Below are 21,561 nucleotides of genomic sequence, written 5' to 3' on the forward strand. Positions count from 1 at the left end.
CGCCAAGGCCCCTGTACAAATCCCGCCATCGGGCGGAAATCCGCCATCTCTCCTCAGGCAATTCGCCCTGTCGTTGGGCATTTCCCACGAGCAAATACGGCCTTTGCACCCTTCGTGGGCGTTTTGGCATCGCCCTTGCTATCTGACTTGGCAGAGGCCTGCCCAGGCAGCTCGAACACAACGACAAATCCCTCCGGGTGCAGGAGGGTTAGCGATTCAGGTGCCCTGACATCCTGGGAAGGATGAAGCCGGCACACTTGAGGAAATTTAGCCATGACGACACGTCAGCCGCTGTACAAATCCCTGTATGTCCAGGTGATCGTTGCCATCACCATCGGCATCCTGCTCGGCCACTTCTACCCGGAAACCGGCGTCGCCCTCAAACCCTTGGGTGATGGTTTCGTCAAACTGATCAAGATGGTCATCGCGCCCATCATCTTCTGTACCGTGGTCAGCGGCATTGCTGGCATGCAGAGCATGAAGTCGGTCGGCAAGACCGGCGGCTACGCACTTCTGTACTTCGAGATCGTTTCCACCATCGCCCTGATCATCGGCCTTGTCGTCGTCAACGTGGTCAAACCAGGCGCTGGTATGCACATCGACGTCAGCACTCTGAACGCCAGCAGCGTGGCCGCCTACGCCGCCGCCGGTGCTCAGCAGACGACCGTTGGCTTCCTGCTCAACATCATCCCTAACACCGTGGTAGGTGCCTTCGCCAACGGCGACATCCTGCAGGTGCTGATGTTCTCGGTGATCTTCGGCTTTGCCCTGCACCGTCTGGGCAGTTACGGCAAACCGCTGCTGGACCTGATCGACCGCTTCGCCCATGTCATGTTCAACATCATCAACATGATCATGAAACTGGCTCCGGTCGGTGCCTTCGGTGCCATGGCCTTCACCATCGGCCAGTACGGCGTTGGCTCGCTGGTACAGCTGGGCTACCTGATGGCCTGCTTCTACATCACCTGCCTGTTGTTCGTGCTGGTCGTGCTGGGCGGTATCTGCCGCGCCCACGGCTTCAGCGTGCTCAAGCTGATCCGCTACATCCGTGAAGAACTGCTGATCGTACTGGGTACCTCGTCCTCGGAATCTGCGCTGCCACGCATGCTGGCCAAGATGGAGCGCCTGGGTGCCAAGAAGTCGGTGGTTGGCCTGGTGATCCCTACCGGTTATTCCTTCAACCTGGACGGCACCTCGATCTACCTGACCATGGCCGCGGTGTTCATCGCTCAAGCCACCGACACCACCATGGACATCACTCACCAGATCACCCTGCTGCTGGTGCTGCTGGTAGCGTCCAAAGGGGCTGCCGGTGTTACTGGCTCTGGCTTCATCGTGCTCGCCGCGACCCTGTCGGCGGTCGGCCACCTGCCGGTTGCCGGCCTCGCACTGATCCTTGGCATCGACCGCTTCATGTCCGAAGCCCGCGCCCTGACCAACCTGGTGGGCAACGCCGTTGCGACCGTGGTGGTGGCCAAGTGGGTCAAGGAAATGGACGACGACAAGCTGGCATCGGAGCTGGCTTCGGGTGGCGCGCCGCTCGAGCTGAACACCCCGACCGATGACCTGGGCGTTGCTGAAGTCCCGGTTCGTTGAGTGTGATGCCGTCATGAGAAAGGCGACCCTCGGGTCGCCTTTCTCGTTTTTGCTATGAAGCCAGCGCAGTATCTGCGGGGGGGCGGCTTGCCGGCGATAGGCCGGTTTATTCAACCCGCGTCTCGCCACTGTAGATCAGAACTTCTTTACACCGCCTGCACAGGTAGCGCCGCCCCTGATGCACCAACTTGTGCCGCTGTGCCGTGAACGGGAAATCGCTCTGCGGGCACGGGCAGCGATAGATGTAGCGGGTCGCCACACGCCGGCGCACCTCATAATTGTGGCAACGATTGGGCGGCAGTTCATACACCCCGCGCATGATCAGTTGCCACTCTTCGCCATGGGCCTGAATGCGGTCGCCGAACAGTTGGTGAGCCACCAGGTGCGCCACTTCATGGGCCACGGTCTGGCGCAGGAAATCTTCCTGGTTTTCGCGGTACAGCTGCAGGTTGAAGCGCAACAGGTTTTCGTGCAGGTGGGCGACGCCCGCTTTCTGGCCGCGCAGCTTGAAGCTGACTTCCGGGCGCGGGAAGGGGCGCTTGAAAAAGGTTTCGGCTTGCTGGTAACAGGTTTCGACGCGTTGTTTGAGCAGCTCGGGCATGGCGGGGTAATTCTCCTGACCGGGCATTATGCCGCAAGCAGTGGCAGCCTGCCGAGCCACCGGTCAGCAGACAGCCGGAAGTCGCCTTGCGGCGGCTTCCGGTTTGATGCCCCAGTGTTGGATCTAAGTGTTTTCGAAGCTAGTTGGTATAGACGGGCCCCACGCCCAGTCCCCAGATGATCACGGTCGCAGCCATGATCGCTACCAGTACCACCAGGCCCACTGCCAGCACTGAGCTGGAGAACAGGAAGCCTTCATCGGTCGGTATGTTCATGAATGTCGGCAAGCCGACGTACAGCAGGTAGACGGTGTAACAAATGGCCGCGGTGCCCACCAGCATGCCCAGCCACAGGTGCGGGTAAAGCGCTGCCAGGCCGCCGAGGAACAGCGGTGTGGCGGTGTAGGTGGCAAAGGCGATGCATTGCGCCATGGACGGGCTGGCGTCATAGGTGCGTGCCATCCAGTGAATGAACGCGCCCATGACCGCAACCCCGGCGAGCATCGCCAGGTAGGACATGATGCTCATCCATAAAGCGCTTTCCATCGTCAGCATCACCGCTGGCCGGTCGCCGATCACCCAGCCGACCTGGGTAGTGCCGATGAATGCCGAAACGGCGGGTATCGCCGCCAGTATCAGCGTGTGCGTCAGGTACATGTGGCTGATGCTTTCTTCTTCCCCGCGTATTTCCCGCCACTCCTGATCGGGGTGGGTAAACAGCCCCACAACGTGATGAATCATGCCGGTCACTCCTCTCGTTGTTGCCAATCGCCCCCCAGATGGAGCGCAAGCGGCCCGAGGCCAAGGCACCGATGGAAGCGGTAATGTGGCCTTATGTCGCAGTATAGGAAGCCGTTACCCGCACAAACTGTGCTTTTTAGAGCAAATCGCGCTGTAAGGCCGCCTGCTGATTCCCTTGAAGTCTTTATCGGAATCCCTACAGGTGCGCGTGGTTTGTGCGTAAAATAGCCGGCTTTTGTCACACCTCGCGGATCCAAGCGCTATGGGCACCCTCTCGGTCAACCAGAACAAACTGCAAAAACGCCTGCGTCGTCTCGCCGGCGAAGCCATCACCGACTACAACATGATCGAGGATGGCGACAAGGTCATGGTCTGCCTGTCCGGCGGCAAGGACAGCTACACCATGCTCGACGTTCTGTTGCACCTGCAGAAGGTGGCACCGATCACGTTCCAGATCGTCGCGGTGAACATGGACCAGAAGCAGCCGGGCTTCCCCGAGCATGTGCTGCCGGCCTACCTGAAAGCGCTGGGCGTCGAGTACCACATCGTCGAGAAGGACACCTACTCGGTCGTCAAGGAGCTGGTGCCAGAGGGCAAGACCACTTGCTCGCTGTGCTCGCGCTTGCGCCGTGGCACCCTGTACACCTTCGCTGACGAAATCGGCGCAACCAAGATGGCGCTTGGGCACCATCGCGACGACATCGTCGAGACCTTCTTCCTCAACATGTTCTTCAACGGTTCGCTCAAGGGCATGCCGCCCAAGCTGCGTGCCGACGACGGCCGTAACGTGGTGATCCGCCCGCTGGCGTACTGCAGCGAGAAGGACATCCAGGCCTACTCGGACATGAAGGAATTCCCGATCATCCCGTGCAACCTGTGCGGTTCGCAGGAGAACCTGCAGCGCCAGGTGGTCAAGGACATGCTGGTGGAGTGGGAGCGCAAACACCCGGGCCGTACCGAGAGCATCTTCCGCGCCCTGCAGAACGTCGCCCCGTCGCAGTTGGCCGACCGCAACCTGTTCGACTTCACCAGCCTCAAGATCGACGAAAGCGCCACCCCGCGCTTCCTCGATGTACTGAACATCTGATCCATGCGCGATTACCAGTGGTTGCATGAGTACTGCCTGAACCGCTTCGGCTCGGCCCAGGCCCTGGAGGCCTTCCTGCCGCAGCCGCGCACCCCGGCGCAGCTGCGCGACATCAGCAACGACCGCTACCTGTCGACCTTGGCCTTGCGCGTGTTCCGCGCAGGGCTCAAGCACAGCCTGGTCGATGCAAAATGGCCGGCATTCGAGCAGGTGTTCTTCGGTTTCGACCCGGAGAAGGTCGTACTGATGGGCGCAGAGCACCTGGAGCGGTTGATGCAGGACGAGCGCATCATCCGCCACCTGGGCAAGCTCAAGAGCGTGCCGCGCAATGCACAGATGATCCTTGATGTGGCCAGGGAGAAGGGCAGCTTTGGTGCGTTCATCGCCGATTGGCCGGTGACCGATATCGTCGGGTTGTGGAAGTATCTGGCCAAGCATGGCAATCAGTTGGGCGGGTTGTCAGCGCCACGGTTTTTGCGCATGGTCGGCAAGGATACGTTCATCCCCACCGATGACATGGCCGCTGCGCTCATTGCCCAGAAGGTGATCGACAAGCAGCCGACCAGCCAGCGCGACCTGGCGCTGGTGCAGCAGGCGTTCAACCAGTGGCATGCCGAGAGCGGGCGGCCGCTGTGCCAGTTGTCGGTGATGCTGGCCCATACCGTCAACCATTGAAAAAACCGGGGCTGCAACAGCAGCCCTGCGGATTCAACGGCCTTCGCCCGCCATGCGCCGTTCATGCTGGAATTTCCAGCGCACGAACAGCAACCCGCTGATGAACAGCCCCAGGCTCAGCAGCACCTCGACCCAGCCGAACACTGCCCGCGACGGGTCGAACGCCGCCAGCACCCCTTTGATGAAATAGATATTCACCACAAAGCAGGTCCAGGCATGCGCCCGGGCGCTGCCCAGCAGCATGCCGGGCAGCAGCAACAGCAGCGGCACAAGCTCGATCGCCAGGATCACTTCTACCCGCGCCCCGTGCAGGTTGGCGAACCACAGGTTGTTCGCCACCAGCAATGCGATCAGGCCAAAAAAGAATGCCAGGCTCAAGGCGCGGGTGAGGCGCAGGCGCGGTGCCAGCCACTCCAGTGGTGGCAACACCTTTGGCTTCTTAGCCACGCGAGGCCTCCAGGGCCTTGGCCGTGGTTGCCAGGCGTTGGCCCAGCGCGCGGCACAGGGTGATCTCGTGTTGGTCCAGCTCACGTTTGCCGTCTGCGCCGGCATGGTGGCTGGCGCCGTAAGGCGTGCCGCCGCCGCGGGTTTCGAGCAGCGCCGATTCGCTGTAGGGCAGGCCCATCACCAGCATGCCGTGGTGCATCAGCGGCAGCATCATCGACAGCAGGGTGGTTTCCTGGCCGCCGTGCAGGCTGGCGGTGGAGGTGAACACGCCGGCCGGCTTGCCGACCAGTTCACCCCCCAGCCACAAGCTGCTGGTGCCATCGAGGAAGTACTTGAGTGGTGCGGCCATGTTGCCGAAGCGGGTCGGGCTGCCCAGCACCAGGCCAGCGCAATGGCGCAAGTCGTCCAACGTGGCGTACAGCGCGCCGCTGGCCGGAATGTCTGGCGCCACGGCCTCGCACTCGGTGGAAATCGCCGGCACCGTGCGCAGGCGCGCTTCCATGCCGGCCAGTTCGATACCGCGGGCGATATGCCGGGCCATTTCGCTGGTCGAGCCGTGTCGGCTGTAGTACAGCACCAGGATGTAGGGCGCGCTCACGGCAGGATCTCCAGCACGTTCTCTGGTGGTCGGCCGATCACCGCCTTGTCACCGGCCACCAGGATCGGGCGCTCGATGAGCTTAGGGTGCTGGGCCATGGCGTCGATCAGTTGTGCATCGCTCAAGGCCGGGTTGGCCAGGTCCAATGCCTTGTATTCGTCTTCACCGGTGCGCAGCAGCTGGCGTGGGCCGATGCCCAGTTTGCCGAGCAGAGCCTTGAGGGTGGCGGCGTCGGGCGGGGTTTCGAGGTAACGAACGATGGTCGGCGCCAGCCCGCGTTGTTCGAGCAGTTCCAGTGCGCCGCGGGATTTTGAGCAGCGCGGGTTATGATAGAGCGTCAAGTCAGTCATGTCGGGTCGCATCCAGCTGGGTGTGGCGGCTATTCTAACCGCAGGAACTGACCTATTCGCTTGAAACTTCGAGAAGGATTGACCCATGGCAAGGCGTTTGGCAGCAGTATTGGCCATCACCGCAGGCCTTTTGCTCAGTGGCTGCGGTGCCGACTACGGTGTGGACCAGCATGGCAACACGGTGAAGGCCGAGCAGATCGACGGGCACTGGCTGGTGCTCAATTATTGGGCTGAATGGTGCGGCCCGTGCCGTACGGAGGTGCCTGAACTGAACACTGCGGCCAAGCAGTGGGCAGCCGATGGCATCAAGGTGGTGGGGGTGAACTTCGATGGCCTGCAGGGGCAGGAGTTGAAGCAGGCGGCCGATACCTTGGGCATCGGCTTTACCGTGCTGGCCCAGGACCCGGCCGAGCGTTATGACCTGCCACGCAGCGAAGCGTTGCCGGTGACCTACATCATCGATGACCAGGGCAAGGTCCGCGAGCAGCTGCTGGGTGAGCAGACCCTGGAAGGGCTCCAGGCCAAGATCAAAGCGCTCAAGGGGGCCTGAGAGCGGCAAGCTTCAAGCTTCAAGCTGCAAGAAAAAGCGGGCCGTGCATAGATCCGCCTTTGCTTGCAGCTTGTAGCTAGCAGCTTGCAGCTTGCAGCTTGCAGCTCAAAGCACTCAACGGGGCCTCAAAGCGGCAAGCTTCAAGCTTCAAGCTGCAAGAAAAAGCGGGCCGTGCGCCGATCCGCCTTTGCTTGCAGCTTGAAGCTTGCCGCTTGAAGCTTCCGAGAGCTTAGCCCTCTTCGGGCCAGAACCGCAGGGGCTTGCCTTCGGCCGGCCAGAAGCGCATCTGCTCGACAGGGGACACATCCCAGCGCTGCACCGTCTCCAGCGCCTGCAGGAAGCGCTTTTCCTGCTCCATCAACGCTGGCGCGCAAAGCTTGCGGGTCTTGCCGACCTTGCCGAAGCTCAGGTGCTCGCCGTCCAGCGTGTACGGGGCGAACCAATGATTGCAGCCCGCATTGCCATAGGCCCGGCCGTCACTGGCCAGCGTCAGTGTCAGGTGGCTGTAGTCGATCAGCGGCCGTTCACCGATCCACTCCAGCGCATAGCTGCGCTCCAGTTGCAGCTTCGACGGTTCGGTTGCGCAGCCGAGCAGGCCGGTGGCAATCAGGGCGCCGGTCAGCAGATTCTTCACTCGGTGCTCTCCTGGCAGCGCGGGCACACGTGCTTGTCGCCACGACTGGCCCAGCCCAGCTCGGCGATACGCGCCGTAGCGGCCGGCTGGCGGGCTTTCTTGCCCAGCTTGGCGTCCACGGCGAACTCGAAGTCCAGCACAGCATCGCAGCTGTCGCACTCAGCCTGCCAATTGAGGATTTCCAGCTCGTTGAACAGCGGGCCGCTGGCTACGGCCACCCACTGGCCACGCGGGTTGATCAGGTGGCGCACGCTCTCGACCGTCAGGCGCATGGACAAGTCCTTGCTGCCCTTGAGGGTGACCAACAGGGTGTCGCCCTTGTGCATCGAACCACCGTTGCCGGTCACCTGGTAGCGGCCCGGTACCAGGGCGCGGCACTCGATCAAGGTGTGTTGCGGGTTGAAAAGGGTGTAGCGGAAATCGTGCTCGACCATGGGTCCTCCAGAAATGCCGCGTATCCTAGCATCAACCTGTGACCAGATTCTGCGCATTACCCGCCGCCCAGCGGTTGATGTTTTCCAGCGTGGTCGCGGCAATGGCATCCAGCGCCTCGCGGGTCAGAAACGCCTGGTGCGCGGTGACGATCACATTGGGGAACGTCAGCAGCCGCGCCAGCACATCATCCTGCAGCGGCAGGTCAGAGCGGTCCTCGAAAAACAGCTGGGCTTCTTCTTCATACACATCCAGCCCCAGGTACCCGAGCCGGCCGCTTTTCAAGGCCTCGATCAGGGCCGGGGTGTCGACCAACGCACCACGGCCGGTGTTGATCAGCATGGCGCCGGGCTGCAGTTGGGCCAGGCTTTGCGGGTTGATCAGGTGCCGGGTGTGTTCGGTGAGCGGGCAGTGCAGGCTGATGATCCGCGCCTCGCGCAGCAGTTCTGGCAGCTCTACGTAGCGCGCCCCAAGCGCCAGCAGTTGGGGGTTGGGGAAGGGGTCATAAGCCAGCAGCTGGCAACCGAAGCCTGCCATGATCTGGGCGAAGGCGGCGCCGATCTGGCCGGTACCGACCACGCCGACGGTCTTGCCGTGCAGGTCGAAGCCGGTCAGGCCATGCAGGGTGAAGTCACCCTCGCGGGTGCGGTTGTAGGCCCGGTGCAGGCGTCGGTTGAGGGCCAGGATAAGCGCCACGGCATGCTCGGCCACGGCGTGCGGTGAGTACGCGGGTACGCGCACCACCGCAAGGCCGAGCCTTTGGGCGGCAGCCAGGTCGACATGGTTGTAGCCGGCCGAGCGCAGGGCGATCAGGCGCGTACCGCCAGCCGCCAGGCGTTGCAATACCTGGGCGTCGAGCTCATCGTTGATGAATGCGCACACCACCTCGAAGCCCTGAGCCAGGGCTGCTGTGTCGAGGGTCAGGCGGGCGGGCTGGAAATGCAGCTCCAAAGCGCTATCGCAAGCGGCCTGGGTGAAGCTTTCCTGGTCGTAGTGCTGGCTGCTGAACAAAAGAGCGCGCATGGTCGGGCTTCCTTGATCGTGGTTGGGGGATTGTAGCCACCTGCGCGCACAAGGAAGTTGATCTGCGCCGCCCCCATCGCCGGCAAGCCGGCTCCCACCGCGACCGCGCACTGCTTCAGGCCTGCGCTTTACCTGTGCAAGCCGCCGTTTTGCCCCATTCATAAAAGCCGGCGCAAATCCCTGTGGGAGCCGGCTTGCCGGCGATGAGGCCCTGAAGGTCAGGCGTTTTGGCGGGCCTGCTCCGTCAGCCGGACAATTGCGCCATCCAGCTCGTCGAGCGCCTGCTGCGCTTGCGGATGCTCCTGTTTCAGCAAGGTCTCGCTGCGCTGGCAGGCGGCACGCAACTGCGGCACGCCGCAATAGCGCGAGGCACCGTTGAGCCGATGCACCTGCTCGATCAGCACACCGTGATCGTCCGCCTCCCGTGCAGCACGAATGGCTTCACGGTCCGACGCCAGCGACGCCAGCAACATGGTCAGCATGTCTGCCGCCAGATCCGGCTTGCCTGCCGCCAGGCGCAAGCCTTCGTCAGGGTCGAGCACCGGTAGATCCTGGCCCTCGGCCTGCTGCTCCTCCAGACGCTCCAATGGCCCGACACCCAGGCTCAGGCCGGTCCATTTCATCACCACCTGGGCCAGCTGGCGCTCGCTGATCGGTTTGGTCAGGTAGTCGTCCATGCCGCTGTGCAGCAATGCCCGTTTCTCGTTGGCCATGGCGTGGGCAGTGAGGGCGACGATCGGCAGCGGGCTGCCGCTCTGGGTGTTTTCCCACAAGCGGATCTGCTCGGTGCAGGCACGGCCATCCATGCCTGGCATCTGCACGTCCATCAGCACCAGGTCGAAGTGTTCGCTCTGTACCGCCTGGACCGCAGCATGGCCGTTGTCGAGCGCCAGCACATCGGCGCCGAGGTCTTCCAGGAGGGTTTGTACCAACAGCAGGTTGGCCGCATTGTCGTCGACACAGAGGATTTTCGGCTGGCGCTGGCCGCGCGTTGGCGCGGCCAGTTCGCCCCGCGTACGGCGCGGTTGCAGCAGCTCCAGCAGCAGGCGGCGCAGCTTGCGCGTGCAGGTCGGCTTGGACAGCAGTTGGCCATGGCCATTAGGCAGGTGAGGGTGGTACAGCGCTTGCTCGGTGGTCGGGCAAAGCACCACGCAATGGCAGTGGTAGCGCTCCAGTTGCTGGTGGTATTGGCCCAGCTGTTCGGGCGTGAGATTGCCCAGGTTGGCACCCAGCACCGCGAACTCGAAGGGCATGCCGGCCTGGAAGCCCGCCTGAACCCCCTGCAGCAGGTGTTCATACGAGGCGAACAGGCTTACGCTCAAGCCGCAATCCTGCAACTGGTGCTCCAGGGCCTGGCGTGCCAGGTCATGCCCGTCGACGATCGCCGCGCGACGCCCCAGCAGCGGCTGCGACGCCTGCGTTTCGCTGTCGTCGTGGGCCTTGGGCAGGCTCAGGCTGATCCAGAATTGCGAACCCTCCCCTGGGGTGCTGTCGACCCCGATCTCGCCGCCCATCTGCTCGATCAGGCGCTTGGAAATCACCAGCCCAAGGCCGGTGCCGCCCGGCTGGCGGGCCAGCGAATTGTCGGCCTGGCTGAACGCCTGAAACAACGTGCGCACATCCTGCGGTGACAGGCCGATACCGGTGTCCTGCACGCTGATGCGCAGTTGCGCGCTGTCTTGCTGCTCGTCCTCGAGCATTGCCCGCACGACGATGGTGCCCTCGCGGGTGAATTTGATGGCGTTGCTCACCAGGTTGGTGAGGATCTGCTTGAGCCGCAGCGGGTCGCCAACCAGCGATGACGGTGTGTCGCGGTAGATCAGGCTGAGCAACTCCAGCTGCTTGGCGTGGGCGGCGGGCGCCAGGATGGTGAGGGTGTCCTGGACCAGGTCGCGCAGGTTGAAAGGGATGCTGTCGAGCACCAGCTTGCCGGCCTCGATTTTGGAAAAGTCGAGGATCTCGTTGATGATCCCCAACAGGTTGTCGGCCGATTTCTCGATGGTGTTCAGGTAGTCCAGCTGGCGCGGGGTCAGCTCGCTTTTCTGCAACAGGTGGGTGAAGCCGAGAATACCGTTGAGCGGCGTGCGGATTTCGTGACTCATGTTGGCCAGGAATTCCGATTTGATCCGGCTCGCCTCCAGGGCCTCCTTGCGCGCCATGTCCAGCTCGATGTTCTGGATTTCGATGGTTTCCAGGTTCTGGCGCACATCCTCGGTGGCCTGATCGATGCTGTGCTGCAGTTCTTCATGGGCGCTGTGCAGGGTTTCTGCCATGCGGTTGATGCCCCTGGCCAGTTCGTCCAGCTCGTGGCTGCCCATGGCGGGCAGACGTTCTTCCAGGTGGCCGTCTTTGAGCTGGTTGACGGCATGCTTGATGCGCGCGATCGGGTCATTGATGGTGCGGCTCATGCGCATTGCCAGCAGGCCGCTGAGCACCAGGCACGCGAGTATCAGCAGCATGCTGGTGAACAGGTTGCGGTAGCCGCGCAGCAGCGTTCCGTCGTGCGACAGTTCGATTTCGACCCAACCCAGCAGGCGCTCGGCTTCGGCCGGGACGGCTTCGGTGGCCAGGTCGCGGTGGTGGCCGAACACCGGCATCAGGTAGCGGGTGGCATCGTTGCCGCTGCGCTCCAACAGTTGAGTACCCGTGCCGCCGCTGGGCGCCTGGTTGATCATGCTGGGGCCGGCGTGGGCCAGACGGGTGCGGTCCGGGGCGAGGAAGGCCACCGCACGCACATCGGCCTGCTCCAGCGTTTGCGCAGCGATCCGCTCCAGTTGCGCAGGCGCCTGCCGGGCCATGGCGGGCGCGGCCAACGGTGCCAGTTGTTCGGCAATCATCTTGCCGCGTTGCAGCAGTTGGGTGCGCAACTGGTCTTGCTGCAGCCAGGTGAAATAGCTGCCCAGCACCAGAGCCATCAAGCTGGCAGGCAGCAGTGCCAGCAGCAGTACCCGGCTTCTGATTCCCAAACGATCGAGCACACTCGCCTCCTGTGATGTGCCTGGATGCCGTTACTGGCGTAACGGAGCAAAGCGGAAAGTTACTCCGCCTGCCTGCCTAATGCACCCTTTATGTGGCTGTTTTCACCCAGCAGTCGGGCGTTGAGCGCAGGGCGGTTGCCTATGGCGGACGCATGCTCAATAATCGCGCAACTGAGAATATGTGGCAGTTGCCAATGAATCCCGTAACTATTAATACTTCCAGCATCCTCGCCATCGAGGATGACCCGGTGCTGGGTGCCTACCTGCACGAAGAACTGCAGCGCGGCGGCTTTGCGGTGACCTGGTGCCGCAACGGCCTGGAAGGCCTGGAAACCGCCGGTCGTCAGGACTTCGACGTGGTCCTGATGGATATTCTGCTGCCCGGGCTCAATGGGCTGGATGCCCTGGCCCAGTTGCGTCGACGCAGCGCCACGCCGGTTATCCTGATGTCGGCGTTAGGTGCCGAGGCCGACCGCATCAATGGCTTCCAGCGCGGTGCCGACGATTACCTGCCCAAGCCTTTCAGCATGGTCGAGCTGCAGGTGCGCATCGAGGCCATCCTGCGCCGCGTCGCGCTGGAGCGTCGTCATCAGCCGCCATCGGGTATTGCCTGCGGCGAGCTGTGGTTCGACGAGACGGTTTGCGATGTCAGCTTCGGTGGCCGGCAGGCAGGCCTCACCCCTAGCGAGTATCGCCTGTTCGATCTCCTCAACCGCAACGTCGACGAGGTGCTGAGCAAGCCGTTTCTCTACCAGCAGGTGCTGCAACGGGGCTATTCGCGGCATGACCGTAGCCTGGACATGCACGTCAGCCAGATCCGCCGCAAGCTCAAAGGCATCGGCTACCTGGAGCGGCAGATCCGCACCGTGTGGGGCAAGGGTTACGTGCTCAGTGCCGGTGAAGCGGAGTAGGCCATGCTGGACCGTCACTCGCTGTTCTGGAAGCTGGCCATCCTGCTGGTAGGTTTCTGCCTGCTGATGATCGGCCTGAGTTACACCTGGGGCCGGCATATGGAAACCCAGAATGCCTACCTCGATGAGCCTGCCCGCCAGGTGCTGCGCAGCTATGCCGGGGAGGCCGAAGCGGCCTGGCGCAGTGGTGGCCGCACCGGGCTGGACCAGTGGGTTGCGGCCATGCACCAGCGTGAGCGCGGCTGGATAGGCGTGCTCGATAGCAATCTGCAGCCCCTTACCAGCACCACCCTCGGCCCGGAGATCATGCAGCGGCTCACGCGCTTGCGCGGTGTCGACTGGCCCATGAGCCGGCGCAGTACCGATCAGCCCTGGCTGCGCATACCGTTTCCGGGGGCACCGGAGCAGGGCATGCTGGTGATGGTGTTGCCCGAACGTTTCAACCCTGGCCAGTACCGGGTGCTGTGGCGGGTGGTGACCAACGGTGTGATTCCCGGGTTGTTCACCTTGCTGCTGTGTGTCGGCCTGTACCGCATGCTGATCGTGCCGCTCAACCAGTTGCGCGAGCAGGCCAATGCCTGGCGTGCCGACCAGCTGTCGGCGCGGCTGGACGCACGCACCACCGCCCGGCATGACGAACTGGGCGAGCTGGCCCGCGCCTTCGACCAGATGGCCGAACGGCTGCAGGGCACGGTGGCCATGCAACAGCAGTTGCTGCGTGATTTGTCCCACGAAATGCGCACACCGCTGAGCCGGTTGCGCGTGGCCTGCGACGGTGAAACTGACCTTCAGCGCCTGCGCGAGCGCCTGGGGCGCGAGGTGGACTGCATGCAGCAGTTGGTCGAGAACACCTTGCAGCTTGCCTGGCAGGATGCCGAGCGTGCGCCGATGAACCTTGAGCCTATCCAGGTGCAGGCCCTGTGGGACCTGCTGGCAGAGGATGCCAGTTACGAAAGCGGCTGGTCCCCCGAACGCCTGCGCTGCGAGCTGCCAGCCGACTGCTGGGTGCAGGGCAACCTGAATCATCTGGCTCAGGCGTTGGAAAACATGCTGCGCAATGCCATCCGCCACTCCCCGGAAAACGGTGTGGTGCAGCTGGCCGGGCAGCGTGAAGGTAGCCACTGGCGCCTGTGGCTGGAAGATCAGGGCGGTGGCGTGGCTTACGAGGATCTGGAGCGCATCTTCGCCCCCTTCACCCGGCTCGATGGCTCGCGCCCCGGCGACGGCGGTTTCGGCCTGGGCCTGAGCATCGCCCGCAGTGCGATCCAGCGTCAGGGCGGCACCCTGTGGGCAGAGAACGGCAAACGCGGTCTAAAGCTCTGCATGCGCCTACCGCTGCACCTCCCCGCGCCATCACTGCAACCCCCGCCCCCACAAACGCTACCCACAGCTTGAAGCTTGAAGCTTGAAGCTTGCAGCTTGCAGCTTGCAGCTTGAAGCTTGCCGCTTATAGCTTGTAGCTATACCCACCACAGATTGCGTGATATGGCCGGGAAGTGTTTGCCGGTATGATAGGCGCCCCTGCCGTCCGGATTGTGAAATACACCATGACCTTGCAGTACCCAACCATCGCCGATTGCGTCGGCAATACGCCCCTGGTTCGCCTGCAGCGCATCGCTGGAGAAACCAGCAACACCCTCCTGCTCAAGCTCGAGGGTAACAATCCAGCAGGCTCCGTGAAGGACCGCCCGGCACTGTCGATGATCGCGCGCGCCGAACTGCGCGGCCAGATCAAGCCCGGCGACACCCTGATCGAAGCTACCTCCGGAAATACCGGTATAGCCCTGGCCATGGCGGCAGCGATCAAGGGCTACAAGATGATCCTGATCATGCCCGACAACTCCACTGCAGAGCGCAAGGCAGCGATGACTGCCTACGGTGCCGAGCTGATCCTTGTGACCAAGGAAGAGGGGATGGAAGGCGCCCGCGACCTGGCCGAGAAGCTGCAGGCCGAAGGCCGCGGTCTTGTGCTGGACCAGTTCGCCAACGGCGACAACCCGATTGCTCACTACAACAGCACCGGCCCGGAAATCTGGCAGCAGACCCAGGGCACCATCACGCATTTCGTCAGTTCCATGGGCACCACCGGCACCATCATGGGTTGCTCGCAGTACCTCAAGGAGCAGAACCCGGCCGTGCAGATTGTTGGCCTGCAACCGATGGAAGGCTCGGCCATTCCGGGCATCCGCCGCTGGCCCGAGCAGTACCTGCCGAAAATCTTCGATGCCACTCGCGTTGACCGCGTCATGGACATGTCCCAGCAAGAAGCTGAAGACACCATGCGCCGCCTTGCCCGCGAAGAGGGCATTTTCTGCGGCGTGTCTTCCGGTGGTGCGGTGGCAGCCATGCTGCGCCTGTCCCAGGAAGTGGAAAACGCGGTAATGGTCGCGATCATTTGCGACCGTGGCGACCGTTACCTGTCCACCGGCCTGTTCGACCCGAGCTAAATGTCCAGAAAGAAAATCAACAGCGGCCTGCGCTTCCAGCCAGCCGGTGGTAACCGCACGCCCCAGGTACCCGTGGGCAAAAAGCAGCGTCTGGACATCGAGCGTCTTGCCGGTGACGGCCGTGGCATCGCCTTCCACGACGGGCGGACCTGGTTCGTCAGCGGCGCCCTGGCCGGTGAGGCGGTCGAGGCGCGGGTGCTCAATGCCCGTGGCAAGGTGGTCGAGGCGCGCCTGGAGCGTGTGCTGCAGGCCAGCGCCGAGCGCCGCCAGGCGCCGTGCCGCCATTACGCGCGTTGCGGTGGCTGCAACTTGCAGCACCTGCCGCATCAGGCGCAGCTGGCGCTCAAGCAGCGGACCCTGGCCGAACAGCTGCAACGGGTGGCCGGGGTGCAACCGCAAGAATGGGCGGCGCCATTGAGCGGGCCGGAATTCGGCTATCGGCGGCGGGCGCGTGTGGCCGTGCGCTGGGATGTCAAAGCGCGTCAGCTGGAGGTAGGGTTCCGTGCCGAGGCCAGTCAGGACATCGTCGCCATCGACGACTGCGCCGTGCTGGTACAGCCTTTGCAGTCCATCGTGCGGCATTTGCCTACGGTGCTGCGTTCGTTGAGCAAGCCCCAGGCCATCGGCCACGTCGAGCTGTTCAGCGGCACGGCCGAAGCGTTGCTGGTACGCCATGTGGCACCGTTGCCGGCCGATGACCTGGCGCGTCTGCAGGCATTCTGCAACGAGGCCAAGGCGCAGCTGTGGCTGCAGGGAGAAGGCGAACCGGTGTCGGTGGAGGCTGGCGCGACGCTAGGCTTCACCTTGGAGCCGTGGCAGCTGGAACTGGCCTGGCGCCCGGGCGATTTCGTTCAGGTCAACGCTCAGGTCAATACTGCAATGGTCGAGCAGGCCCTGGCCTGGCTCGCTCCGCAGGCCGACGAGCGTGTGCTCGACCTGTTCTGTGGCCTGGGCAATTTCGCCCTGCCGCTGGCCCGCCAGGCGCGGGAAGTGGTGGCGGTTGAGGGTGTGCAGGCGATGGTGGACCGGGCTGCGGCCAATGCCCGAAACAACAATGTGCATAACGCACGGTTTTTTCAGGCCGATTTATCCCAGCCTTTGGCAGGCGCCGGATGGGCCGCCGAGGGCTTTTCTGCGGTACTCTTGGATCCACCGCGCGACGGTGCTTTCGAGGTGGTGCAAAGCATCGCACGCCTCAAGGCCAAGCGGCTGGTTTATGTATCATGCAACCCGGCCACACTGGCGCGAGACGCCCAGGTGCTGGTCGGCCAGGGGTACCGGTTAAAAAGGGCCGGGATTCTCGACATGTTTCCTCAGACGGCGCATGTCGAGGCCATGGCGTTATTCGAAGCGGGCTAGCAGGCTGGCCCCTTGGTGCGGTTCCCATGGACTGGGAGCCACACGGTGATAGCCAGCGCTCCGAGTGGTGCGCTGTATGGAAAGGTAAAACAAAGATGGTACAGGTGAGAGTGCACCAGCCGGTCAATACGGACGGCAGTATCAATCTCGAAGCATGGCTGGATCATGTGGTGAGCGTCGATTCGGCATTGGATCGCGTGGCACTCGAAGAGGCCTGCGAGTTCGCCCAGGAAATCGAGAAAAAGGGCAACCCTGCCAAGCATTCCTGGGCCGATGGAACCTCCAGTTTCCAGGCTGGCCTGGAAATCGCCGAAATCCTCGCCGACCTCAAGCTCGACCAGGATTCGCTGGTGGCGGCGGTAATCTACCGCTCCGTGCGTGAGGGTAAGGTGACCCTGGCCGAAGTCGGGCAGCGTTTCGGCCCTGTGGTGTCCAAGCTGATCGACGGCGTGCTGCGCATGGCCGCCATCAGTGCCAGCCTCAGCCCGCGCCAGTCGCTGGTGCTGGGCTCGCAGGCGCAGGTCGAGAACCTGCGCAAGATGCTGGTGGCGATGGTCGACGATGTGCGCGTGGCGCTGATCAAGCTGGCCGAGCGTACCTGCGCGATCCGTGCGGTGAAGTCCGCCGATGACGAGAAGCGTCTGCGTGTGGCGCGGGAGGTCTTCGACATCTATGCGCCGCTGGCCCATCGGCTTGGCATCGGCCACATCAAGTGGGAGCTGGAAGACCTGTCCTTCCGCTACCTGGAGCCCGATCAGTACAAGCAGATCGCCAAGCTGTTGCACGAGCGCCGGCTGGACCGTGAGCGCTTCATCAGTGACGTGATGAACCAGTTGCAGAATGAGCTGCTGGCCACCGGCGTCAACGCCGACATCAGTGGGCGGGCGAAACACATCTACTCGATCTGGCGCAAGATGCAGCGCAAAGGCCTGGAATTCAGCCAGATCTACGACGTGCGTGCGGTGCGCGTGCTGGTACCGGAAGTGCGCGACTGCTATACGGCGCTCGGTATCGTCCACACCTTGTGGCGGCACATTCCCAAAGAGTTCGACGATTACATCGCCAACCCCAAGGAGAACGGCTACCGTTCGCTTCACACCGCCGTGATCGGCCCCGAGGGCAAGGTGCTGGAAGTGCAGATCCGTACCCACGGCATGCACGAAGAGGCCGAACTGGGCGTCTGCGCCCACTGGCGCTACAAGGGCACCGACGTCAAGCCCAGCTCCAATCACTACGAAGAGAAGATCTCCTGGCTGCGCCAGGTGCTTGAATGGCATGAGGAACTGGGCGACATCGGTGGCCTGGCCGAGCAGTTGCGGGTCGATATCGAACCGGACCGGGTCTACGTATTCACCCCCGACGGCCATGCCATCGACCTGCCCAAGGGCGCCACGCCGCTGGACTTCGCCTACCGGGTGCACACCGAGATCGGCCACAACTGCCGTGGCGCCAAGATCAACGGGCGCATCGTGCCGCTCAATTACAGCCTGCAGACCGGCGAGCAGGTGGAGATCATCACCAGCAAGCACGGCAACCCGAGCCGGGACTGGCTGAACTCCAACCTGGGGTACGTCACCACTTCACGGGCCCGGGCCAAGATCGTCCACTGGTTCAAGCTGCAGGCCCGCGATCAGAACGTCGCCGCAGGCAAGACCTTGCTCGAGCGCGAGCTCAGCCGCCTGGGCCTGCCGCAGGTAGACTTCGAACGCCTGGCCGAGAAGACCAACGTCAAGACCGCCGAGGACATGTTCGCCTCGCTCGGTGCCGGTGACCTGCGCCTGGCTCACCTGGTCAACGCTGCTCAGCAACTGCTCGAGCCCGAGCGTATCGAGCAGATCGAACTGGTGCCGCGCAAGCCTAGCGGCCCGCGCAATGGCAAGCGTGGCGACATCCAGATCCAGGGCGTCGGCAACCTGCTCACGCAGATGGCCGGCTGCTGCCAGCCGCTGCCGGGCGATGCCATTGTCGGCTACATCACCCAGGGCCGCGGGGTGAGCATTCACCGCCAGGACTGTGCCTCGGTGCTGCAACTGGCAGGGCGTGAGCCGGAGCGGATGATTCAGGTCAGCTGGGGGCCGATACCGGTGCAGACCTACCCGGTCGATATCGTTATCCGTGCCTACGACCGCCCAGGGTTGCTGCGCGACGTGTCGCAGGTGCTGCTCAACGAGAAGATCAACGTGCTGGCAGTCAACACCCGCTCGAACAAGGAAGACAACACCGCGCTGATGTCGCTGACCATCGAGATTCCGGGCCTGGATGCGCTGGGGCGTCTGCTGGGCAGGATTTCGCAGTTGCCGAACATCATCGAGACGCGGCGTAACCGTACCCCTTGAACCTGCGGTGGCTTCTTTGTGGGCTTGCCCGCAACGAAGTCACCGCCGAAGGACCTGCTACATGACCTATTCCCTCGAAGACCTGCTGCACCTCATGGCCCGGCTGCGCGACCCGCAGTACGGTTGCCCGTGGGACCTCAAGCAGAACTACGCGAGCATCGTGGCGCACACCATCGAAGAGGCCTACGAAGTTGCCGACACCATCGAGCGCGGGGATTTCGAGCACCTTCAGGGCGAACTCGGTGATCTGCTGTTCCAGGTGGTCTACTACAGCCAGCTGGCCAGGGAGGAGGGGCGCTTCGAGTTCGACGGTGTGGTCGATGCGATTACCCGCAAGCTGATCCGCCGCCACCCCCATGTATTTCCCACCGGCGAGTTGTACGCACCGCTGGACACGTCGAGCCTGAGCGAGGCACAGGTCAAGTCGCGCTGGGAAGAAATCAAGGCCCAGGAACGTGCCGAGAAAAGCGAGCCTGAACAGCTGTCGCTGCTCGATGACGTGCCGGCGGCATTGCCTGCCCTGTCCCGGGCCGCCAAACTGCAAAAGCGTGCCGCCACTGTCGGTTTCGACTGGCCAGACGCATTGCCGGTGCTGGACAAGGTCCGCGAGGAGCTCGACGAAGTGTTGCAGGCCATGGCCGACGGGGATTCCGACTCAGTCGAAGATGAAGTCGGCGACCTGCTGTTCGCGGCTGTCAACCTGGCCCGTCACCTCAAGCAAGACCCGGAAAATGCACTGCGTCGTGCCAACCGCAAGTTCGAGCGGCGTTTTCGCTTCATCGAACAGGCATTGCGCGACAGCGGTCGCCCCATCGAATCGTGTAACCTTGACGAACTGGACGCCCTTTGGGGGGAAGCCAAACGTCAGGAAAAGAACCTGCCCAGCTGCGGCTGAGTGGCTGCATAAGTGAGTGAACATCCATGAGTCTTTCCCTTCGCGATCAATTGCTCAAGGCCGGTCTGGTCAACCAGAAGCAGGTCTCCCAGGCCAACAAGGCCCAAAAGAAACAGAAACGCCTGGAGCACAAGGGCCAGGTAGAAGTCGACGACACCCAGCAGCGCCTGGCCAAGGAAGCCATGGCCGAGAAGGCCAAGCGTGACCAGGAACTGAACCGTCAGCAGCAGGAAAAGGCCGAACAGAAGGCCCGTGCCGCGCAGATCAAGCAGTTGATCGAGGCGACCCGCCTGCCCAAGCTCACGACCGAGGACTACTACAACTTCGTCGACGACAAGAAGGTCAAACGTATTGCGGTAAACGCCCTGATGCGTACCAAGCTGAGCAATGGCGCGCTAGCGATCGTGTCGTTTGGTGGGGGGTACGAAGTCATTCCGCGCGAGGCAGCGGTGAAGATCCAGGAGCGCGACCCCCATCGCATCCTGCTGCTCAATACCCATGTCGAGGAAGCGGATGAGGACGATCCGTATGCGGCGTACAAAATCCCTGACGACTTGATGTGGTAAGCATCAAGCACCCCGCCTTAGCGGTAGTGCCAGTCAGTTAGCGTTAGTGGGGCCGCTGCGCGGCCCATCGCTGGCAAGCCAGCTCACACAGGTACAGCACACACCTCGAGTACTGCGCTGCCCCCAGGAAGTGGGACACCAAGCCAATGTCTTGTGGTACTCCATCCTGTGGAGCAACTGTCTTGCTCAACTTCTAAAAGCTGGCGCGATCCCGGTGGGAGCCGGCTTGCCGGCGATGGGCCGCGCAGCGGCCCCAAATCAAAAGCCTGTGCGGGTCATTGCGAAGTGCGCTGGTTTTCCTGCACTTCAAGCTCTGCCCGGTATTGGTGGGCTTCGTGTTCATTGTGGAACATTCCGACCAATTCGCCTTGCTGGTGCACATCCCAGATCCGCACGCCAGCGGCCAGGCCTTCGTGGGACATTTTCGATTCGTCGCGTTCAGTTACTTGGACTGTCATCGTTAAACTCCACTGTTCAGTTGGTTGCGACATTCTGTCGCGCACCTCTTTTATAGAGTTTGTTAGCAGCCTAAGTAAATAAAATAGCCATGAAACAAGTTTCATGTTGCCCAGGCAAAAAGAAGCCCCGCACAGGGCGGGGCTACGGATCTTGCGGGCTGCGGCTTAGCTGCCTTTGACCGACTTGCCATCGACCGTACCATCCTGCAGCACGATCACATACTCCTTGCCATCGGTTTCGACCTGGCGCAGTTGGACCAGCAGGTAGTCCCAGTCCTTGGCGAACCACAGCTCGGTGATGCGCTTGCTCTGGCTTGGGTCGCGCACGCGCTCGACCTTTACCGCCTCGACCTGGCCGGTCTTGGTGGTGACTTTCTCTGTGCCCAGCACGCGGAAGTCGTAGGTGTCGATCTCGTCACCATCGACCACTTGGTAGGTCATGCTTTTCTTGCCAGCGGCCACATCATGCTGCAGCGCCAACTGATAAGAGGACTTGTCCAGCACGCCGCGGTTGAGCGGCAGGCTGACGGCGTCACCCCGGTCGCTGCCGGTGACTTTCTTGCCGTTCCAGTCGAAGGTGAGGTCGACTTTCTTGGCTTTGCCCAGGCCGCCACGCTCGAAGTGATACTTCTGCGGCAGCAGGGTGTCGTTGTCCATGCGCAGGGTGCTTTGCTCGGTCAGGCTGGCGATCATCATGGAAGCCTTGAAATTAAGGTCCCAGGTACCGTTGGCATTCTTGACCAGGCTGCGCTCGGCAGTGCCGCTCATGGGAAGTTGCTTCCAGTCGGCGGTGTAACTGGCCGAGAAGGGTTTCAGATCGGCTGCCTGGAGGGGCAGGGCGAGCACGGCGAGAGCCAAGAGCAGGGCGCGACGCATAAA

At 62.7% G+C, this 21,561-nt stretch carries 22 protein-coding genes; 11 read left to right on the top strand and 11 right to left on the bottom strand.

The window, feature by feature from the left end:
- The first annotated feature begins 273 nt into the window (after positions 1-273).
- Positions 274-1,596 (top strand): dicarboxylate/amino acid:cation symporter, encoded by a 1,323-nt coding sequence (locus ACIPZC_RS17790; RefSeq protein ID WP_241802738.1) that lies wholly within the window; start codon positions 274-276, stop codon positions 1,594-1,596.
- A 106-nt stretch (positions 1,597-1,702) separates the two neighbouring features.
- Here ACIPZC_RS17790 and ACIPZC_RS17795 read toward each other — a convergent pair whose 3' ends face one another.
- Positions 1,703-2,197 carry a SprT family zinc-dependent metalloprotease gene (locus ACIPZC_RS17795; protein ID WP_241802739.1) on the bottom strand — a complete coding sequence of 165 codons (495 nt, stop codon included), beginning with the start codon at positions 2,195-2,197 and terminating at the stop codon, positions 1,703-1,705.
- 139 nt (positions 2,198-2,336) lie between these two features.
- Positions 2,337-2,936, bottom strand: a complete 600-nt coding sequence (locus ACIPZC_RS17800) for a Yip1 family protein (protein WP_241802740.1) — start codon at positions 2,934-2,936, stop codon at positions 2,337-2,339.
- A gap of 262 nt (positions 2,937-3,198) precedes the next feature.
- Between ACIPZC_RS17800 and ttcA the strand changes: the two genes are divergently transcribed.
- Both ttcA and ACIPZC_RS17810 read left to right on the top strand, forming a co-directional pair.
- Positions 3,199-4,023 carry a tRNA 2-thiocytidine(32) synthetase TtcA gene (gene ttcA / locus ACIPZC_RS17805; RefSeq protein WP_241802741.1) on the top strand — a complete coding sequence of 275 codons (825 nt, stop codon included), beginning with the start codon at positions 3,199-3,201 and terminating at the stop codon, positions 4,021-4,023.
- A gap of 3 nt (positions 4,024-4,026) precedes the next feature.
- Positions 4,027-4,698 carry a DNA-3-methyladenine glycosylase I gene (locus ACIPZC_RS17810; protein ID WP_349976579.1) on the top strand — a complete coding sequence of 224 codons (672 nt, stop codon included), beginning with the start codon at positions 4,027-4,029 and terminating at the stop codon, positions 4,696-4,698.
- Positions 4,699-4,731: 33 nt separating this feature from the next.
- On the opposite strand, the gene ACIPZC_RS17815 is transcribed toward ACIPZC_RS17810, so the two are convergent.
- Genes ACIPZC_RS17815 through arsC form a run of 3 tightly spaced genes read right to left on the bottom strand, consistent with a single transcriptional unit; the run spans position 4,732 to position 6,093 of the window.
- Entirely contained in the window at positions 4,732-5,145 is a 414-nt protein-coding gene (locus ACIPZC_RS17815) for a DUF2069 domain-containing protein (RefSeq protein WP_267821694.1), read from the bottom strand.
- Positions 5,138-5,743, bottom strand: coding sequence for an NAD(P)H:quinone oxidoreductase (gene wrbA / locus ACIPZC_RS17820; protein ID WP_012313121.1), 606 nt, complete (start codon positions 5,741-5,743; stop codon positions 5,138-5,140). The genes ACIPZC_RS17815 and wrbA overlap by 8 nt, the downstream gene beginning before the upstream one ends.
- Positions 5,740-6,093 carry an arsenate reductase (glutaredoxin) gene (gene arsC, locus ACIPZC_RS17825; protein WP_241802744.1) on the bottom strand — a complete coding sequence of 118 codons (354 nt, stop codon included), beginning with the start codon at positions 6,091-6,093 and terminating at the stop codon, positions 5,740-5,742. The genes wrbA and arsC overlap by 4 nt, the downstream gene beginning before the upstream one ends.
- Before the next feature lie 85 nt (positions 6,094-6,178).
- On the opposite strand from arsC, the gene ACIPZC_RS17830 reads away from it, so the two are divergent.
- On the top strand, positions 6,179-6,643 hold the full coding sequence (locus ACIPZC_RS17830) for a TlpA disulfide reductase family protein (RefSeq protein ID WP_241802745.1): 465 nt from the start codon (positions 6,179-6,181) through the stop codon (positions 6,641-6,643).
- Positions 6,644-6,872: 229 nt separating this feature from the next.
- On the opposite strand, the gene ACIPZC_RS17835 is transcribed toward ACIPZC_RS17830, so the two are convergent.
- From ACIPZC_RS17835 to ACIPZC_RS17850, 4 genes are all read right to left on the bottom strand, one after another.
- Positions 6,873-7,277, bottom strand: coding sequence for an META domain-containing protein (locus tag ACIPZC_RS17835; RefSeq protein ID WP_400628520.1), 405 nt, complete (start codon positions 7,275-7,277; stop codon positions 6,873-6,875).
- Positions 7,274-7,711 (bottom strand): hypothetical protein, encoded by a 438-nt coding sequence (locus ACIPZC_RS17840; protein ID WP_400628522.1) that lies wholly within the window; start codon positions 7,709-7,711, stop codon positions 7,274-7,276. Before ACIPZC_RS17840 ends, ACIPZC_RS17835 begins: the two co-directional genes overlap by 4 nt.
- A gap of 31 nt (positions 7,712-7,742) precedes the next feature.
- The gene (locus tag ACIPZC_RS17845) at positions 7,743-8,732 is read right to left on the bottom strand and encodes a 2-hydroxyacid dehydrogenase (RefSeq protein ID WP_400628524.1); all 990 of its coding nucleotides are present in this window, start codon (positions 8,730-8,732) and stop codon (positions 7,743-7,745) included.
- A 218-nt stretch (positions 8,733-8,950) separates the two neighbouring features.
- A complete protein-coding gene (locus ACIPZC_RS17850) occupies positions 8,951-11,710 on the bottom strand; it encodes a response regulator (RefSeq protein WP_400628526.1) in 2,760 nt (919 codons plus the stop codon).
- Between the two features lie 194 nt (positions 11,711-11,904).
- Here ACIPZC_RS17850 and ACIPZC_RS17855 point away from each other — a divergent pair, with 194 nt between their 5' ends.
- The 7 genes from ACIPZC_RS17855 to ACIPZC_RS17885 all read left to right on the top strand — a co-directional run bounded on the left by ACIPZC_RS17855 (position 11,905) and on the right by ACIPZC_RS17885 (position 20,224).
- Positions 11,905-12,621 carry a response regulator transcription factor gene (locus tag ACIPZC_RS17855; protein ID WP_267821706.1) on the top strand — a complete coding sequence of 239 codons (717 nt, stop codon included), beginning with the start codon at positions 11,905-11,907 and terminating at the stop codon, positions 12,619-12,621.
- Positions 12,622-12,624: 3 nt separating this feature from the next.
- The gene (locus ACIPZC_RS17860) at positions 12,625-14,016 is read left to right on the top strand and encodes a sensor histidine kinase (protein WP_400628528.1); all 1,392 of its coding nucleotides are present in this window, start codon (positions 12,625-12,627) and stop codon (positions 14,014-14,016) included.
- A gap of 152 nt (positions 14,017-14,168) precedes the next feature.
- Positions 14,169-15,068 carry a cysteine synthase CysM gene (cysM, locus tag ACIPZC_RS17865; RefSeq protein ID WP_241802752.1) on the top strand — a complete coding sequence of 300 codons (900 nt, stop codon included), beginning with the start codon at positions 14,169-14,171 and terminating at the stop codon, positions 15,066-15,068.
- A complete protein-coding gene (gene rlmD / locus ACIPZC_RS17870) occupies positions 15,069-16,427 on the top strand; it encodes a 23S rRNA (uracil(1939)-C(5))-methyltransferase RlmD (protein ID WP_400628531.1) in 1,359 nt (452 codons plus the stop codon).
- A 95-nt stretch (positions 16,428-16,522) separates the two neighbouring features.
- Positions 16,523-18,763 (top strand): GTP diphosphokinase, encoded by a 2,241-nt coding sequence (gene relA / locus ACIPZC_RS17875; RefSeq protein ID WP_267821712.1) that lies wholly within the window; start codon positions 16,523-16,525, stop codon positions 18,761-18,763.
- A gap of 61 nt (positions 18,764-18,824) precedes the next feature.
- Complete coding sequence (gene mazG / locus ACIPZC_RS17880) at positions 18,825-19,658, top strand: nucleoside triphosphate pyrophosphohydrolase (RefSeq protein WP_400628533.1); 834 nt, start codon at positions 18,825-18,827, stop codon at positions 19,656-19,658.
- 26 nt (positions 19,659-19,684) lie between these two features.
- Positions 19,685-20,224, top strand: coding sequence for a DUF2058 domain-containing protein (locus tag ACIPZC_RS17885; protein ID WP_241802756.1), 540 nt, complete (start codon positions 19,685-19,687; stop codon positions 20,222-20,224).
- A 275-nt stretch (positions 20,225-20,499) separates the two neighbouring features.
- On the opposite strand, the gene ACIPZC_RS17890 is transcribed toward ACIPZC_RS17885, so the two are convergent.
- Entirely contained in the window at positions 20,500-20,682 is a 183-nt protein-coding gene (locus tag ACIPZC_RS17890) for a hypothetical protein (RefSeq protein WP_241802757.1), read from the bottom strand.
- A 165-nt stretch (positions 20,683-20,847) separates the two neighbouring features.
- On the bottom strand, positions 20,848-21,558 hold the full coding sequence (locus ACIPZC_RS17895) for a DUF3108 domain-containing protein (RefSeq protein WP_241802758.1): 711 nt from the start codon (positions 21,556-21,558) through the stop codon (positions 20,848-20,850).
- Positions 21,559-21,561: the final 3 nt, after the last annotated feature.

Origin of the sequence: Pseudomonas sp. NPDC089743, from assembly GCF_044748785.1 — a bacterium.
In the GTDB taxonomy this organism is placed as follows: Bacteria; Pseudomonadota; Gammaproteobacteria; order Pseudomonadales; family Pseudomonadaceae; genus Aquipseudomonas; species Aquipseudomonas putida_X.